Annotated in this window: 11 protein-coding genes, 1 rRNA gene and 1 pseudogene; 7 read left to right on the forward strand and 6 right to left on the reverse strand. The window is 51.4% G+C overall.

The genetic code is table 11. The features are described 5' to 3' along the window. Positions 1–186: 186 nt before the first annotated feature. A complete protein-coding gene (locus SE18_RS11220) occupies positions 187–450 on the reverse strand; it encodes a hypothetical protein (RefSeq protein ID WP_054534552.1) in 264 nt (87 codons plus the stop codon). A gap of 508 nt (positions 451–958) precedes the next feature. Between SE18_RS11220 and SE18_RS11225 the strand changes: the two genes are divergently transcribed. Next, positions 959–2,968 carry a hypothetical protein gene (locus SE18_RS11225; RefSeq protein WP_054534553.1) on the forward strand — a complete coding sequence of 670 codons (2,010 nt, stop codon included), beginning with the start codon at positions 959–961 and terminating at the stop codon, positions 2,966–2,968. A gap of 56 nt (positions 2,969–3,024) precedes the next feature. Here the strand turns inward: SE18_RS11225 and SE18_RS11230 are convergent, their stop codons facing one another. Together SE18_RS11230 and SE18_RS11235 are read right to left on the reverse strand one after the other, a co-directional pair. After that, complete coding sequence (locus SE18_RS11230) at positions 3,025–4,956, reverse strand: B12-binding domain-containing radical SAM protein (RefSeq protein WP_054534554.1); 1,932 nt, start codon at positions 4,954–4,956, stop codon at positions 3,025–3,027. 83 nt (positions 4,957–5,039) lie between these two features. Next, entirely contained in the window at positions 5,040–8,111 is a 3,072-nt protein-coding gene (locus SE18_RS11235; protein WP_054534555.1) for an AAA family ATPase, read from the reverse strand. Between the two features lie 121 nt (positions 8,112–8,232). On the opposite strand from SE18_RS11235, the pseudogene SE18_RS11240 reads away from it, so the two are divergent. Next, positions 8,233–8,565: pseudogene (locus tag SE18_RS11240) on the forward strand (FKBP-type peptidyl-prolyl cis-trans isomerase); the annotation flags it as partial. A 45-nt stretch (positions 8,566–8,610) separates the two neighbouring features. On the opposite strand, the gene SE18_RS11245 reads toward SE18_RS11240, so the two are convergent. The 3 genes from SE18_RS11245 to SE18_RS11255 are packed head-to-tail and all read right to left on the reverse strand — an operon-like array spanning position 8,611 to position 12,162. After that, complete coding sequence (locus SE18_RS11245; RefSeq protein ID WP_054534557.1) at positions 8,611–9,645, reverse strand: HEAT repeat domain-containing protein; 1,035 nt, start codon at positions 9,643–9,645, stop codon at positions 8,611–8,613. After that, the gene (locus SE18_RS11250) at positions 9,638–10,708 is read right to left on the reverse strand and encodes an alpha/beta hydrolase (RefSeq protein WP_054534558.1); all 1,071 of its coding nucleotides are present in this window, start codon (positions 10,706–10,708) and stop codon (positions 9,638–9,640) included. Before SE18_RS11250 ends, SE18_RS11245 begins: the two co-directional genes overlap by 8 nt. Next, positions 10,684–12,162, reverse strand: a complete 1,479-nt coding sequence (locus tag SE18_RS11255) for an aminotransferase class V-fold PLP-dependent enzyme (protein ID WP_054534559.1) — start codon at positions 12,160–12,162, stop codon at positions 10,684–10,686. The genes SE18_RS11250 and SE18_RS11255 overlap by 25 nt, the downstream gene beginning before the upstream one ends. Positions 12,163–12,271: 109 nt before the next feature. Between SE18_RS11255 and SE18_RS11260 the strand changes: the two genes are divergently transcribed. The 5 genes from SE18_RS11260 to SE18_RS11280 all read left to right on the forward strand — a co-directional run. Next, positions 12,272–12,961 (forward strand): class I SAM-dependent methyltransferase, encoded by a 690-nt coding sequence (locus tag SE18_RS11260; protein ID WP_054534560.1) that lies wholly within the window; start codon positions 12,272–12,274, stop codon positions 12,959–12,961. Positions 12,962–13,012: 51 nt separating this feature from the next. Then, positions 13,013–14,797, forward strand: a complete 1,785-nt coding sequence (locus tag SE18_RS11265) for a serine/threonine-protein kinase (protein WP_054534561.1) — start codon at positions 13,013–13,015, stop codon at positions 14,795–14,797. A 2-nt stretch (positions 14,798–14,799) separates the two neighbouring features. Beyond that, positions 14,800–15,534 (forward strand): SIR2 family NAD-dependent protein deacylase, encoded by a 735-nt coding sequence (locus tag SE18_RS11270; protein ID WP_054534565.1) that lies wholly within the window; start codon positions 14,800–14,802, stop codon positions 15,532–15,534. A gap of 23 nt (positions 15,535–15,557) precedes the next feature. Beyond that, positions 15,558–16,307: an SIR2 family NAD-dependent protein deacylase gene (locus tag SE18_RS11275; protein WP_054534562.1), complete on the forward strand. Its 750-nt coding sequence runs from the start codon at positions 15,558–15,560 to the stop codon at positions 16,305–16,307. Between the two features lie 612 nt (positions 16,308–16,919). After that, a 16S ribosomal RNA gene (locus tag SE18_RS11280) occupies positions 16,920–17,025 on the forward strand; the annotation flags it as partial.

The raw sequence follows: 17,025 nt of genomic DNA on the forward strand, positions 1-17,025 counted from the left end.
TTGATCCACGAAGCGCACGAAGGGCACGAAGCACGGAAACCGCGAAGCGCGCAAATGCCGCGAAGGCTGTTTTTAGCCACGAATTGCACGAATTGTACAAATAATCGAGCTTCATCCTTCATAATTTCATGGCTCTGCGCCTCTGCGTTAAACTCAAACCGTCGAAGCCGCGACGCATTCTTACAATCAATCATGATTGATTGGCCAAGGCGTTGGCAAGACCTTCAATCGAACCAGCAGTCGCGATAAGAACGTGTTGCGATATTGTAAGGGAATGACGCTGAGCGGCAAGCTTGCGCCCGTTCGTTGATCATATGCTGCCCTTGGGCGGAGGAGTGGCCGCGAACTTGGACCAATTCGCATCCATTCGGTTAATGGTGCTTCAATAGTGCCATGAGGGTGTTCAATGATAACCATAATTTGGTCGATATCAGGTGTTCGTTGCTGCATCTCTATAAGCTCCAAAATCGTTCCAATAGTCACGCCCCCTCCATCCTCTGCGTTAAACTCTTGATCCACGAAGGACACGAAGCGCACGAAGCGTGGAAACCGCGAAGGCTGTTTTAGCCACGAATTGCACGAATAATCGAGCTTCATCCTTCATAATTCATCCTTCATAATTTCATGGCTCTGCGCCGCTGCGTTAAACTCTTGATCCACGAAGGACACGAAGAGCACAAAGGGGAGCAACCACAAAGAACGCGAAGATTTGTTTGATTCTTGTTCCCATAGCCAAGAGCCACATTCCCGCGCACGGTATGCTCTAGTCCTATGTTCTCAGATCTTCATCCTTCTGCCTTTTGCCATTAGCTAGCTAGATTATTGCAAGATCGTGCGCACAAAAAGAGCTTGCTCGTATATAGTGAAAACCTCTATCTGTTGTAGTAGGAGGAAGTTCGCGTTGGGAAGCAAACATTTTCGGAATCTCATTCGCCTAATCTTGGTGATGATAGTGTTCATGGCGAGCACCGGGTTGAGTGCTGTGGCTCAGCACCCTACTAGCATAGCGCCAATTAATGGCAGCTGGGATAGCTCGCTGGGTAATAGTTTTCACAAGCTTGGCACGATCAACTCGTTGAGCCTTGATGCTGCCAACAATTTATATGTTGCTGGCGATTTTAATTATATCAACCAAACTGAAGTTAATGGCTTGGCGCGTTGGAATGGCACAAGCTGGAATGGTTATGGCTTGAAGCCAGCAGATAATGGCAAAATTCGCAACGTTTTGAGTTTTGATAATAGCCTGTTTGCGATTGGCAGTTTTGGTAGCTTACAACAGGCACGCAATAATATTGCCCGTTGGGATGGCACCCAATTTCAAGCGCTTGGCACTGGCCTGACTGGGCACTTAACGCCATATCCGACTGAAACCTATGCTGCAGCGCTCGCGAGTTTTGGCGGTATGTTGTATGTGGGTGGCGATTTTACCCATTTTGATGGCCGACCGGCTTACGGGATTGGCCAGTGGAATGGTGAAGTCGTGTCGCAAACTGTTGATTTTGAGTGGATGGTTAATAGTTTTGCTTCAAATGGCACTGACTTTATTGCAGGTGGCATTTTTACGGCGGTTGGCGATACTTCAAGTCGTTTAGCACGCTTCGTTAATAATCAGTGGCAGCCATTTGATGTAGGCATTACGAATACCTATTTTACGGTTTATAATGCTCAAAATACAATCTATTTAGCTGGTTATAGCCAAGCTAGCAATACTTATCAGCTGTATCGTTTGAATGGTACGAACGCGATTAGTGTTGGCAATTCGCTAACCCATTCGATCGATAACCTGGTTGGAATTGGCTCAGACCTCTATATTCAAAGCAATCAGCAATTATTGAAGTTAACAAATAATCAATGGCAAACGCCAAATTTGCCCTTTACGATTAATACATTAACGGCCCTTACTGCCACTAATTCAACGTTGTATCTTGGTGGTAATTTTCAATTAAATGGCAATCCAAGCCAAATTATTGCTTGGAATGGCACGCAAGCCCAAAGCTTGGCAACCCTGTTTGCGATTGATAACCAAAGCTTTTTGAGTGGCGATGCTGGCCGACCGATTGTGATTAATCAGAAACAACAAACTGGCCCCGATGCCTCGATTCGGCGTTGGAATGGCACAAGTTGGCAAACCCTTGCAACGACCAGCACCTATACATTTGGTGGGATGCAGTTGCAGCGGGTTAACGATCAGTTGTTCAGCTTTTTCTATGAGCCACAAGCATTTATTCACGCTCAGCCAGCCAGTAAAGTTTGGCGCTTTGATGGCGCTGCCTTGACCCCGATTGCGGTTGATTTGCCGAGTATGGCTCCTTGGTATCAATCAGGCTCACAAATGTTCACGTATCTCGCCGAGCCACAAGCCACGCTGCCCATCACTGGAATTTATGAATTCGATGGCACAAACTTGCAGCATCGGCTGCAACCAGCATGGTTTGATGCTTTTGATCAACTTTTCTTCTTCAACCAACATTTCTATGCAATCGATGTCATTCCTGACATGAACGCCGATTATATAGAAATTCGCCGTTGGAATAACCAAACGTGGGAAGTTCTCAAGTTTATAGAATTACCTGATGCTGATTATCAATTTTTGCTGTGGAATCAGCGCTTATTGATGGCAAGCAGCATTGGTAAGCTCTACGAGATTGACAATGCTGGGAATGTGAACGAGCTGGCTAGTGCCGATGGTGGCATTTATGCCATAGCTGGGCGTGATGATGGCTCAGTTTATCTTGGTGGCGATTTCAACACAATTGACGGCGTGGCAACTGGCCCAATCGCAAGCTTTAATGGCGCGAATTTTCGTGGTTTAGCCAGCCAGCCCAATGGCCGCGTGACTTCGCTCAGTGTTGATCGCAATTACTTGTATGTTGGTGGCAATTTCACCAACGTTGGCGCAACGCCATCGTTGGGTGTAGCAGTCTTTGCTGAAACCAAAAATATCTATTTGCCGATAGCAAGTCGCTAGCTACTGTTGCTTCGCCCTCGTCCATATTTCATGGGCGAGGGTTTTGTTTTTAATTTTTAACTATCCGCTAGCGGCGCTAAAATTGGCAAATGCTCGCTAAGCTCCTGCCATGCTGGCACAAAATGCTCAGCCTCAAGCACAATTCCCGTGCCGCCGCGCCGATTCAGCGCGGGAATCGCCGTATTTGCTTGATCGGCAGGCACACGCCAAACCACCTCGGCAATGCCTTCATAGCTCAAGGGATCAAGCGGCTGTTGCCAATTACAGTTAATCCACCAACGCGGCGTCACTTGGACCCAATCTGGCTCTGCTTGCCAACGCCGATAGACTGCAATCCGGTCGAGGTAGCCAATTGTGTGTGGCCAGCGTTGTTGAAGTTGACGTAATGCGTTGGGCGCAAGCGGCTGATCGAGCACAATATCCCAGTGAATTGTAAGATTGGCTTGGGCAATCGGCCAACAAAATGCTTCAAGCACCGCCAAATCGCTCTGTTTGGCTATAACCACGACATGGCTGGCAACCTGATGGGCATAGATTTGACCCTGTGCTTGCCATTGCTCCAAGCTTAATTCCGCCCCACAATCTAAAACGATTGTGCGAATTGGTTGATCGATGACGCGAATTGCTTGCTCGCAGGTTTGCAGCCAAACGTCGCTTGGTGGTTGGGGCATGCCTTCAATGGCCAACGGATCAAGCCCTGCTTGTTCGCGCAGATCCCAGCGCAAAGCACGAAGTTGTTGGTAGTTAAGCCAGTTGGTGGCCAAAATGTAATAGGGTGGCCGCATTTGAAATTGCATGCCAAAGCGTTCGGCTTCGTTGCGCACGCCAGTGCCTGGCAACACTTGCAAGGTAAAAATATCGTAATCGCCAAGTTCTTGCTGTTGAATCCATTCGATTGTGGCGTGGGTGCTGGCTGCATCATCTTCGGGCAAGCCCAAAATTACATCGAGCAACACGGCCACGCCATGTTGATACAAACGGCGTGTGCCCTCGGCCCATTTATCAAGATCGGTGCGGCGGCCAACTGCTTGCAAAGCAGTGCGATTGGCGCTTTGCAAGCCAACTTCGGCCACCGTCAAGCCTGCTTGGACCATGGCCTCAACACTTTCGGGCTTGAGATGCTCGCCACGTAATTCAGCATAAATTGGGGTTGGATTCGGCTGGTTGATCGTGTGTAGGCCGCGCATCAATTCGCGAAAATTGGGCAATAAATTAAGATTGGCCTCGACAAAGTGAATTGCGCGGGCGCCCTGCTGCCGTGCCCACGCCACTTCAGCCAAAACCCGCTCGCTGCCAAACATGCGTCCGCCAAGTTTTGTGCCTAAATTGCGCCCATACAAACAAAATGTACAGCCATAGGGACACCAACGCGAGCATTCGATAAAGGCAATTTCGCCAGCCCGCAGCTCCAAAAAGCCCAACAAATAGGGCGATGGAATTGGATCAAGGCTGCCCATCGCTGGGCGAGGCAAGCCAGCATGCAATTGGCCAGCCTGATATTGCAATGTGCCAGCAACCAAGGGATACGGCAACGCAACCTGATTATGCATTGGCAAGTTAATTTGCTGTTGTTGATGTTCGAGTGCAAGCAATAATTCGCTAAACGTTTGCTCGCCCTCGCCCTCAACCGCAATATCAACCGCTGGATGCTCCAAAACCCAAGCATTATTGCGCTGCACTTCAGGGCCGCCAACGACCACAATTAAGCTTGGCAACGCTTGTTTGAGCAGGCTTGCAAGCTGCAAGGAGCGTTCGCTATTCCATGTGTACAGCGAAATGCCTAACACATGTGGATTTTGGGCGCTGATCCAATCGCAAATTAAGCCATCGCCGCCGCGATCAGCAATATCGCGCGGCACAATCTCAATTTGCATGCGCTCAAGCAAGCCTTGCTGATAGGCCCACGCTTTGAGGTAGCCCGCTGCCAGCGGCACATTGGCCGCCGGATTACTTGGCACCGGAAGTTGGAGAAGGACGATTTTTAGCATGCGATTGATTTCTATGTTAAACGCAGAGCCGCAGAGAAGCCATTAGCTTGGCTATATTCTATGCTCTATGTTCTTTGTTCTTGCTAATTGACTGCCCAGCGCGAGCCATCATCATACTTGGTGATTTCGATTTGAACTGGGAATTGATCCTTTAGTTCTTGAATGTGGGTAATGACCAAAATGCGGTTGAAATCTGCTTGAACTTGGGTAATTGCTTCGACCAAGCGCTCGCGTCCGCGCCCATCTTGCGAGCCAAAACCCTCGTCGATAATCAAGGTTTGCAAATTGGCTCCTGCGCGGCGGGCCAACATTTTGCTCATGGCAATCCGAATTGCAAAATTGATCCGGAAGGCCTCGCCACCGCTATACAAATCGTAGCGACGTGTGCCTTGTTCATCTGCAATTTGAATATCGAGGGTTTCGCTGGTATCGCCCTTTTTGGTTTCGCGTTGGGTTTCAAAGCGCAAGTGCATTTGATTGTCGGTCATGCGGCTGAGTAGTTCGTTGGCTTCGCGCTCAAGCTCTGGTATCGCGGTTTCGATTAGCATTGCTTGAATGCCTTTTTTGCCAAACGCTTTGACCAATTCGTTATGAATATCGCGTTGTTCTTGCACCCTGAGCAATTCTTTTTCAGCATCGGCCAGTTGCTCAGCGACTTGGGCCACATGCTGCACGTTTTGCTGGGCTGCACCCAAATCTTTTTGAGCGACAGCCAAGCGCCCACGAAACTCGTTGATTGTGCGTTGAGCGGTTTCGGCAGCTTGCACGGCAGCTGGCAATTGAGCCAACTCTTGGTTGAGTTGCTGAATGGTGACTTGAACTTGAGCCAAATCTTGGCGTTGGCGTTCGATCAACTCGGCCAGACGTTGGGCTTGACGCTGGTTATTGGCCAAGTTGGTTTGGGCTGAACGCAGTTGATGATATTCGCCTTCCCAATGGCCAAGGCTAGCAACGGCTTCGCGCACTTCTTGGTGGCGTTGCGAGGCATAGCCCAAATCGGCCATTTGCTGATAAATTGCCTCTGCTTGTTGTTGGGCGGCTTGGGCAAATTGGCGGCTATCAAGCTGCACTTGCAAGCTCAAAATAGTTTCATGCAAGGCTGCATTTTGGGTTTCTGCGGCCTGAATCCGCTCAAGTTGCTCGTGCAGCACCGCAGCTTTGGCCTCGATTGCGCCACGTTGGGCCAAACGTTGCTCAAGTTGGGCAATTAATTGATTGTTGGCTTGACGTTGCGCATCAAGTGCTTGTTGATCAATGCCCAGTTCGCTGATTTCTGCTTGGGCTTGGGCCAAGGCTGTGCGTTCTTCGTGGGCAAAATCGCCATGTTCGATGCGTTGATTCAAATCGCGCAGCGTGCTTTCTGCTTCGCTCCGTTTGTTGCGCTGCTCTTGGGCTTCGCTAAGTTGGCCTTCCAAGCGACCAACCGTTGCCGCCAAAGTGCTGAGTTGGGCAACCTTGCGCTCGAGGCCTTGAATTTCGCGTTGGCGGGCTTCGTATTCGTTGCTTAGTTGCTTGCGCGCTTGCTTGGCCTCACGATATTGAGCGCGCATATCGTCGCGCTCAACAGTGTATTGCTCGATCACCTGCTGAATGCCATGGTGGCCAATCTCGCTCTGGCAGAGTGGGCAATGGGTATCGTGGGTTGCTTGCAATTGCACGATTTTATCGTTAATTTGCTTGCCTAATTGCTCCAAATTGCTTTCTTGGGCCGAAAGTTCGCCAAGTTGCTTGGCATCTTGTTGGTCGCGGCTACGCATTTCTTGTAATTTGCGCTCATCGCGAATCAGGGCTTTTTGTTGGGCAATCGAGGTTTCAAATTCGCTGCGCCAGCGCGATTCGTTGGCCAAAAAGTTGTCGGCCTCGATAATGCGCCGATTTTGCTCTTCGCGGGCGGCAATCAGTGAATCGCCGCGCACATTGATGAGGCCTTGCAAGCGTTGAACTTCAACGTGCAATTGGGTTAAATTGGTGCTTTGTTGTTCGAGTTCGCTGCGTTGGTTGCGGGCTTGCTGCAACTGGTCTTGAGCATCGGCGAAGCTGGCTAATTGCTCGGCGAGCGCAGCCAAATCTGCTTGTTTGCTTGGTTTATTAGCGATCAATTCGGCGTTAGTTTGCTGATCACGCTGATGTTGTTGCAATTGATGTTGCAAGGCAACTTCTTCGCGCTCAACCAAGGCCAATTGTTCTTTGCGCTGATCGTTGAGTTGCAAGATTTGTTCGCGCAATTGATCGAGCACCACGAGATCGTCGCGGGCAGTTTTTAAGGCTTGAAAATTGGTTTCGATTTCGCTTTGGCGCTCAACGATAGCTTGGGCCACGCCAATATCTTGGGCAAGTTGGCGATAATCTGCATCGCTTTCGGTAATTTGGCGTTCGAGGTCGCGGCTGCGGCCAAGTTCGCGGTCGCGTTCTGCTTTGCGAGTTTCCAAGGCACGGCGTTGCTGATCTGCTTGCTCGAAAATTGTGCTGGCTTGCTCGATTTCTTGGCCAAGTTGCTGCACCCGGTGTTGGGCTTCGGCCTCTTGGCTGAGGTAAAAATCACGTTTGTTGACCCATTCGCGATAGCTGGTGATGGTGCCTTCAAGGCCTTGAGCCCGATCGCTGAAGTAGCGCACTTGCTCTTTGGCGCGCGCTTCCAGCTTGTCATAATCATCTAAGCCTAAAATTTCGGCCAGCACTCGTTTGCGTTCAGCAGGCGCTTTGCGGGTAAACTCATCGGCTTTGCCTTGCACCAAGAAGGCGCTGTTGATGAAGGTATCGTATTCCATGCGCAGCACATCGTGAATCACCTCTTGGGTTTCGCGAATGCTATTGCCAGAAATCGCGCGCCAGCCGCCATTGGTTTCGATTTGCACTTCGAGGATGGTTTGGCCGCGTTTGGCTGATGAACGGCGGCGCAGCACCCGATAGCGATTATTGGCAACGCTAAATTGTAAATCCACTTCCATCTCTTGAGCGCCAAGCGCAATCAATTCGTCGTCTGATGAGACGCGCGCTTTGCCCCAAAGTGCCCAAGTGATTGCATCGAGTAAGGCCGATTTGCCTGCGCCATTCTCGCCCGACAAACATGCAACGTGAATTCCCTCTAAATCGAGGGTTGGAACATCGTCGCGATAACACATAAAATTACGAACACGCAGCTTCTCTGGCAACATCCGGCGCACTCCTACCCAAGCGTACAAATTTGCTAGTTTCTATTATAGCCTGAATTGCGAATTTTCCTATGTTCCTTGATAATGAGCGCAATAATTCTCAGAGGAGGCTCTTTCGATGCAAACAACTCCATCGGGCTTACGCTACGAAGAACAGGTTGTCGGAACCGGCGCACAACCTAAAGCGGGCCAAACGGTGATTGTTCACTATACAGGGACGCTCACCAATGGAACCAAATTCGATAGCTCGGTTGATCGTGGTGAGCCATTTGAATTCATTTTGGGCGTTGGCCAAGTGATCAAAGGCTGGGATGAAGGCTTAGCGACGATGAATGTTGGTGGCAAGCGCAAATTATACATTCCAGGCGATTTGGCCTACGGCGAACGTGGCTACCCTGGAGTTATTCCACCAAATGCAGAATTGATCTTCGATGTGGAGTTGATTGGGGTTCGTTAATCAGCAGGCCTGCGCTCAACATGTTTGAACGCTGGCCTTTTTTGTTTAATCTTTGAGCGCGGTAACTGCGCCTAGAGCTGCTTCATGCACATATTGGTCGCTATCTAAAACGGCGGTGCGCAGTGCGGCCAATACGTCAGCAGTTGCCGCCGTTTGACCCATGGCAGCCAGGGCATTGGCTGCCGCCTCGCGGGCATAGGGGTCAGCATCCTGCAATACCGTAATCAGACTATCTAAAATGCTGGGCGTGACCATCGCACTGCCTAATTGGCCCAACACCAAACATGCCGCCGAGCGCACAAAACTATCATCATGAAACAAGGCGGTGGTGAGTAATTCGCGGCTCATGCTATCGATCAATTGATTGCGCAGCGTGCCAATTGATCGGGCAGCAGCATAGCGTGCTCCCAAATCTCGATCATACAACGCAACATGAAAGAGCCGTTCGCGCAGATGGCTAGCAAGTGGGCTTTGGGCGCGGCCAAGCTGGCGTGCTCCCGCAGCGCGTACCATCGCCACGCGATCGCTCAAGGCTTGTTCAATTAATTGCCAATCGCTGCCAGTGTAGTGGCCGCGGCGGGTATGCAACGAGCGCACGGTGCTATAGCGGGTTTGCCATGGCACTTCGTTCAGCGCATGGCGCAATTCAGTTAATTCGCCATTGCGCCGATATGGCTCAATCTCGTCGCTCAAGCTTTGGCGCAACCATTGAGCTTCTGCATCGTCGAGCGTATGCAGCAGATGTTCAATCACATCGAGTTTGAGCAAAATTTGCTCAATCACCAAGCGCAAACTGGGCGAATGTTCAAACTCGCTCCACAGCAGTTGTTGGCTATAGCGGAGGGTGCTGGCGTTGTGAATCAGAAAGTTGGTGCCCGTGGTTTGGGTGATATTCGCCAAGGTAACGACGGCGCGCAAAGGCTGGTTGCTGAAAGCCTGAAAAAACGGCTCAAGCACTAAACTGCTCAGATAATAGGTTAAGCGTTCGGTGCCATAAATGCCCATCTCGGTTTGCGGGGCGCGCACAAAGCGGCGCAGGCGTTGCAAAATATCGGCGCGCCACGTTTCTAGGTCAAACATTGGTTGCTCCTTCACTCGACTCGATTCTCTCGTGAATCCAAGTTGTAATTGCGCTGAGCGGAAAGCTCTCCATTGGCAAGGTCAGATGGCTGTGTCCAGGCATCAGTTGCAATGTTACGTCGGGAATGGTCGCGAGGTTGCTCAAAACTGCCTGATAGGGTGCAATGCGGTCGCGCTGACCATAAACCAGCAAGATTGGCGCACGAATGCGGCTGAGCGAATCATTCAGATTCAGGGTTGGAAAAAGTTGGTTAAAGCCAATCGCGATCCGCATTGGCGGCGCTTGCCATTGTTGCCACAGCTGAAACAAGGTCATGCGGTCGGGATATTGCCAGAATGACGGACGCAAGAAGGCACGTATTTCGCTGCGAATATAATGATTGCTCTCGAGATCAAGCACAACTGGCGAGCCAATAATCACCAAACCATCAACTGCAACTCCATCGGCAATCGCCCGTGAGCCAATACAACCGCCCAAACTTACTGCAACCACAACCACCTTTTGAGCATGTTGGCGCAGCCAAGCGACTCCCGCAGCTACATCGGTGTTGCTATCGGGTACATCCAAGGTACGCGGGTTTTCGCCTTGGCCAGCTAGATCAATGGCCAAAACGCTAAACCCAGCCTGTTGCAGTTGGTCGATGGCGCGGGTCGCATAGCGGGTTTTATCGTTGCCAGCGCCGTGTAAATAGAGAATTGCGGTATTGGTATGCGATTTGGCATACCACAATCCAGGCACATGCTGGCCTGAATCGAGCATAATTTTGATTGGCTCGCAGCTGCTTGAGCCAGCGGCAAAATTATGTAGCGGGTTATGCCACAAACTGCGCACTGAGGCCAAGCCTAATTGAATTGGCACTGCCAACCAAACACTTAGCCAGCGCCAGCGCCCGCCGCGCCAGCCCCAAACTGCCAGCAACGCGCCAAGTAGGCCGTCGTTGCGGCGTTGGGCCAGCCAGCCAAGGTTGGGTGCATTCGCAATTGCGCTCAGCAGATTGAAAATGCCCAGCCAGCCAAGTAGCCCGCGCCCAAACTTGATTAATGCTCGACCAAATCGCAACACTGAAACCACGCTCCTATATCTTGTTGAACTGGTTGGCGATGCCGCCATTCGTTGGTTTTGTTGGAATACTGATAATCGTTAGCCCAATTATCGCTGTTGCGCACCACCTGATCAAGTGCGTCGATCAAATATTCGGCCTCAGCATCGGTTGTTGTTGGATGAATTGAGAGGCGCACCCAGCCAGGCTTGCCCGATAAATCGCCTTGATCAATCCGATCGGTGATCCGTTTGGAACGCTGGGGATCGACGTGCAACAGATAGTGGCCATAGGTTCCAGCGCATGAACATCCGCCGCGCACTTGGACCCCAAAACGATCGTTAAGCAGCTGCACAACCAAATTGTAGTGCAGGTTTTCAATATAAAACGAAAAGATGCTCTGTCGTTGTTCCACATGATCGGCGAGAATGTGCAAGCGCTGGATCGAGCGCAAACCTTGGAATAAACGCTGGGTCAGTTGGGCCTCTCGAGCTTCGATTTGCTCAACGCCCATTGTTTGCTTGAGTTGCAAGGCCAACGCGGCCTTGATGGTTTGCAGAAAGGCTGGGGTTCCACCATCCTCGCGGGCCTCGATGTCGCTCACAAAGCTATGGCCCATCCATGGGTTGGTCCAATTGACCGTGCCACCGCCTGGTTGGTCGGGCACGCGATTGTGATAGAGCTTGCTGCTGAAAACCAACACGCCGGGCGTGGCTGGGCCACCCAAACATTTATGCGGCGAGAAATAAATCGCATCAAGCGCCGCCGCTTGGTCAGTTGGGTGCATATCAATGGCAACATAGGGTGCTGAAGCTGAAAAATCGACGAAGCAAACCCCGCCGTGAGCGTGCATTACTTTGGCCAATTCGTGGTAGGGCGTGCGAATGCCAGTAACATTCGAGCAGGCGGTGAAGGCGCCGATTTTAACCCTGCGTTCGGCGTAGGCTGGCAGCAAGGCATCCAAGTTGGCTGGATCGATCAAGCCTTGCTCATCGGGCGGCACAACCACAACCTCGGCGATAGTTTCGAGCCACGACGTATGGTTGGAATGGTGCTCCATATGCGAGATGAAGACGATAGGCCGCTCGTGTTTGGCGAATTTAATTTGCTCGGCCCATTGCTCAGGCATGCGCAAACCCAAAATGCGCTGAAACTTGTTGACCACAGCGGTCATGCCTGAGCCAGCCAAAATCAACACATCATCGTTGGCGGCGTTGACATGCTGCTTGATCAAGCGTTGGGCAAAATGGTAGGCTTCGGTCATCGAGGTGCCAGTGACATTTGATTCAGAGTGAGTATTGCCGACAAATGGCCCAAAAACCTGCAACATTTGCTGCTCAATTGGGGCATATAAACGCCCGCTTGCTGTCCAATCGGCGTAGACTATTGGCAGCGAGCCATAAGGTGTCATAAAATGCTGATCGATCCCAACAATCTGACGGCGAAAAGCTGCAAAGTGGCTCACAAGCTCGTGCATACACGCTCCTTAGTCGCGGCGTTGCGACCAGCGATGGTTGTTTGCCCAATAGCTGATTATAGACTGCGAATGCTGCTAGCCACAAGAGGGCTATGCTATAATCGGGCCTATGATTTGGATTTGGCTGCTAAGTAGTGTCGTTGTTCTGCTCGGGTTGCTGTATTGGCTGATTATTATTGGCGAAGGCAGCTATTTTGGGCGTGGGGTTGTGCGCTGGATTTACAGTCGCGGTGCATCGATTTATGATCGGGTGCGTAGCAATGTTACAATCCACGACGAGGTGCATCTTGGCGGGCCGTTGCGCGTAGCCTTGATGGCCTTGCCACAAGCGGCGACGCTTGATGTTGGCACTGGAACTGGCCGGGTGCCCTTATTGATTGCCCGCGAAGCGTGGTTTCGTGGCGCGATTCATGGGCTTGATCTGACGGCGGCGATGTTGGCGCAAGCCAAACACAAAGCCCAACAAGCAGGACTTGCTGAACGCATCCAATGGCACGAAGGCAGCGGCGATCAATTACAACGCTGGCCTGATCAAAGCTTTGGCGTGGTAACATGTTTAGAAGCGTTGGAATATTTTCCCCGTCCACGGCGGGCAATCGCTGAAATGTGGCGGGTTTTACAACCAGAAGGTACATTAATCATCAGCACTTGGACACCACGGCATGCCCGTTGGTTGCCAGGCAAAGCTTGGACAGCCCAACAATTGCAGCAATTATTACAACATTTTGGCTGCTGCGATTGTGAAATTCGGCCTTGGCAAGCTGATGCTTATGAGTTAGTTATTGCGGTCAAACCGTAGCCCTTGGCGTAGTGTCGAGATCTGCTCGGCGTTGCAAGGTGAATATAATTTATGACGCAACCTGCTGCTCCTTCAACACCATTACTCCACAATCGCTATCGCGTTCAAGCCCGTTTGGGCGAGAATCGCTTGGCATTGGTGTTTCGGGCAACCGACGAACGGCTGAGTCGTTCAGTTTTAGTCCATCTGCTGCGCCCCGACTTGTTAGAAAACGCTCAATTACGCAAGCGCTTTAATGATGAAGCCCAAGGGCTTGCTAAACGCACCCATCCTGGCTTGCTCGATGTCTATGATAATGGCGAGGTTGGTAATCGACCCTATATGATTACCGAGGATGTCGATGGCGAATTGTTGCGCGATCGCTTGCCGTTATCTGCCGAGCGAGCGCTGGAGGTGCTGCGCCAAGTGGTTGGGGCGGTTTCGATTACGATTACCACCCAAACGCCTACGCCGCCGATTGGCTCGCGCGCGATTTTGCTTACCAGCACCGATCGGGCAGTGTTAATCGAGCCTTGGTGGCTGAGCAACGAAGAATTACGGGCTGATATGCAGGCCTATCGTGCGCCAGAACGCTTGAATGGTGGCGCACCTGATGAGCGTTCGGTGGTCTATAGCCTTGGCTTGCTAGGCTACGAACTGTTGACTGGCATCACACCTGATGCAACCAACAAAGATCTGCCATCGATTTATCAACAAGTTAATGGTTTTGTGCCATCCTTGGTGGCAGCGCTGCACGTGGCGACTGCCAAAGATCCTAATCAACGCACGGCGACGGTGGCTGCCTTGGCCCGTGATTTAGCGGCGGTTGATTCTGCTGCTGATGCGCCGACTAAGCAATTAGTGCGACCATTGCCAGCGCTGCGCGACACCATGCGCGATATGCGCCAAAATTTGACCCAACGGCGCACTCAACCAACGCCCACGCCACCGCCACGCCAAGCTCCATCGGCCAGCGCTGCGCCAAATTGGAATGTTGCGCCGCCCAAGCCGATGATGCCACCGCGCCAAGCGCCGCCACCAATTCAACAACAAGCGGTGCAACAGCCACCAGCTCAATATTATGCGCCGCAACCAGCTCCGCCAGTGCAACAAGGAATTAGCCGCGAAGAATTGCGTAGTGAATTGCGCAGCGAAATTCGGCGTGAAACCTATCGCCGTGGTTGTTTGAATTTCATCTGGCGGCGAGCATTTGGCCTCACATTAATCACCTTATTAGTGGTTGGCTGTGTTTGGGGCTTTACCTTTGGCCGCAATTGGCTGCTGAGCGGGGCTGCCAAAACTTGGGCTTGTGGCTATATTCCAAGCTGGGCCTGTAACTTGCTGCCTGGCACCCAAAGCGAAACCTATGTGATCATTCAAGATAATACGCCAGTGTACACCAATCAAGATCGCAATAGCGCCTTGGTAGTGACCTTGCCGCGCAACACCGAAGTGATCATTCGCGATCCAGCAACGAATATGACCAGCAATGGTTGGGCCAAAATCGAAATTAACGATTATCAAGGCCGCCGAATTACTGGCTGGATTGATAGCCTGAATATGGGTAAGCCGCAACCGACGGTCAAGCCAGACGAGCCAGATCTGCCAACGACAACTGGCGAGTTAATTTTCAAGACCTTGCAAGAAAGCAACGTGCGTTCGACCGCCGAATATAAAAATGATGGTAGCAACATCATCATGTCAATTCCGGCGAATACCCGTGTCGTTGCGCCCGATCCCAATGCAATTGTGACCCAAGGTGGCATTGTCTGGATCAATATTGTGTTTGAAAAAGATGGTCAAGCGATGACCGGTTGGATTTCGCGTGATCTTTTGCAGCAGGAGGAAACCCCTTGAGCGTGTTCGATTTGCCAGACGTTTTGTTGCAACGCTTACGCAATGCCCAATCAATTACGGTGCTGACTGGTGGCGGCTTGGCTCAAGAATGTGGGATTCCGAGTTTTCGCGAGGCGCAGCAACGCGAAGAACGTTGGGCTGGCTATGAGCCGCAGGAGTTGGCAACGGTTGAGGCATTTTTGCGCAATCCACGCTTAGTTTGGGAATGGTTCGCTTATCGCCGCAGCTTAGCTCAGGCTGCCGAGCCAAGTGCAGCGCATTATGCCTTGGTTGATTTAGAGCAACTTGTGCCCAAGTTTAAACTCATTACCCAAGCCACCGATGGCTTGCATTGGCGGGCTGGTAGCCGCGAGTTGATCGAATTGCATGGCAATTTGGCTCGCATGCGCTCCTACGAAGATGGCGGCTTGGTCGATTCGTGGGATGAGAACGAAATTCCGCCGCGCTGCCCACGGACTGGTGGTTATTTACGCCCAGATGTGGTGTTGTATGGCGAAGGTGTGTCGCGCGAACGCCTGCGCGAAGCCGATCAAGCAACAGTTTGCGATGTGTTTCTGTGTATTGGCACCGAGTCGGTGGTGCAGCCAGCTGCTTCATTGCCATTGCATGCCAAACGCAATGGGGCAACGGTGATTGAAATTAATCGCCAGCCCTCGACCTTTGGTTTTTTTACCGATCACACCTTGCATGGCACGCTCTCTGAGCTGTTGCCCCAATTGGTTGCAGTTTTCGAATAAGCAGATTGAGAGAGGAGTTGATTATGGCCAAATTCCCCGAAGAAATTTTGCAACGTCTACGTCAAGCAGAACGGATCGCGATTTTAACTGGTTCTGGAATCTCGGCAGAGAGCGGAATTCCAACCTTTCGTGATGCCCAAACTGGCTTCTGGGCGCGGATGAAGCCCGAAGATTTAGCCACACCCGAAGCCTTTGAGCGTAATCCCAAGTTGGTTTGGGACTGGTATGGCTATCGGCGGGAGCTGGTTGCCCAAGCTAGCCCGAATGCTGGTCATTATGCCCTAGTAAAAATGGCCGAGCGTGTGCCACAGTTGACCTTGATAACCCAAAATGTTGATAGCTTGCATCAACGAGCTGGCTCGACCAATGTCTTAGAGCTTCATGGCAACATTGGCCGCGTCAAATGCTCCAAAGAGCATGTCGTAATCGAAGAATCGGCTTGGTTGCCAGCCGACGAAATAGGTGTGCCGCGCTGTCCGCGCTGTCGCGCCTTGTTGCGGCCTGATATTGTCTGGTTTGGCGAAGTCTTGCCGACCAAAACCTTTAATCATGCCAAAGCTGCCTGTATTCAAGCAGACGTGGTATTTTCGATTGGCACATCGGGCTTAGTGCCACCAGCTGCCACGTTGCCAGTGACTGCGATTGAGCATGGAGCTTATGGGATTGAAATCAACACTGATCAGACCTATCTTTCCGATACCTTTGAATGTTGTTTGCGGGGTGCGAGCGGCATCATCCTGCCAGCCTTAGTCAAAGCAGCATGGCCGTTATAGGAAGTCAGAAGTCAGAAGTCAAAAGTCAAAAGTCAGAAGTCAGAAGTCAGAAGTCAGAAGTCAGAAGTCAGAAGTCAGAAGTCAGAAGTCAGAAGTCAGAAGTCAGAAGTCAGAAGTCAGAAGTCAGAAGTCAGAAGCCTCATCTTCGTGCCCTTCGTGCCCTTCGCGGTTCCGTCCGTTCATGCGCGCGTGGATCAGGAATGTGGCATTTGACAACGCCGCCAATCTGCGGTAGAATCCCCGGGCTGTCAACGAAGCGTCTGGTTCGCCAGACAGGACACTCACAACTGAGAAAATCGCCCGCAGCGCTCGATTTGACACAAACGAATGGCTGTGGTAGAATCCTCAGGCTGTTGACCGACAGCACGATGTTTGCTCAACATCACACATTTGATGATACTGCTCCGCTCCGATGGCCATCTGGCATCAGCGGATTTTTTATCGCCAAAATTGCACCTTTCCAACTGATGGGTGCTGCGTCCGCAGCACATTCCATGCATCAATATTTTCTTTTTTGTCACCGTCAATCCGTTGGTGGTTGATCTACCAACAAAACGGAGCCACCGTACTTCGGCTCTTTAAACAAGAAGTACACGCAGTGACTTCGGTCACTTGTCGGCGAGTTTGATCCTGGCTCAGGACGAACGCTGGCGGCGTGCCTAATGCATGCAAGTCGAACGCATTCTTCGGAATGAGTGGCGCACGGCTGAGGAACACG

The sequence above is a fragment of the Herpetosiphon geysericola genome (assembly GCF_001306135.1).
GTDB lineage: Bacteria > Chloroflexota > Chloroflexia > Chloroflexales > Herpetosiphonaceae > Herpetosiphon > Herpetosiphon geysericola.

What these genes read in the sequence shown, in the direction of transcription:
- SE18_RS11220 (WP_054534552.1), bottom strand. Translation starts at nt 450, where the DNA reads ATGCAGCAACGAACACCTGATATCGACCAAATTATGGTTATCATTGAA.
- SE18_RS11225 (WP_054534553.1), top strand. Translation starts at nt 959, where the DNA reads ATGGCGAGCACCGGGTTGAGTGCTGTGGCTCAGCACCCTACTAGCATA.
- SE18_RS11230 (WP_054534554.1), bottom strand. Translation starts at nt 4,956, where the DNA reads ATGCTAAAAATCGTCCTTCTCCAACTTCCGGTGCCAAGTAATCCGGCG.
- SE18_RS11235 (WP_054534555.1), bottom strand. Translation starts at nt 8,111, where the DNA reads ATGTTGCCAGAGAAGCTGCGTGTTCGTAATTTTATGTGTTATCGCGAC.
- SE18_RS11245 (WP_054534557.1), bottom strand. Translation starts at nt 9,645, where the DNA reads ATGTTTGACCTAGAAACGTGGCGCGCCGATATTTTGCAACGCCTGCGC.
- SE18_RS11255 (WP_054534559.1), bottom strand. Translation starts at nt 12,162, where the DNA reads ATGCACGAGCTTGTGAGCCACTTTGCAGCTTTTCGCCGTCAGATTGTT.
- SE18_RS11260 (WP_054534560.1), top strand. Translation starts at nt 12,272, where the DNA reads ATGATTTGGATTTGGCTGCTAAGTAGTGTCGTTGTTCTGCTCGGGTTG.
- SE18_RS11265 (WP_054534561.1), top strand. Translation starts at nt 13,013, where the DNA reads ATGACGCAACCTGCTGCTCCTTCAACACCATTACTCCACAATCGCTAT.
- SE18_RS11275 (WP_054534562.1), top strand. Translation starts at nt 15,558, where the DNA reads ATGGCCAAATTCCCCGAAGAAATTTTGCAACGTCTACGTCAAGCAGAA.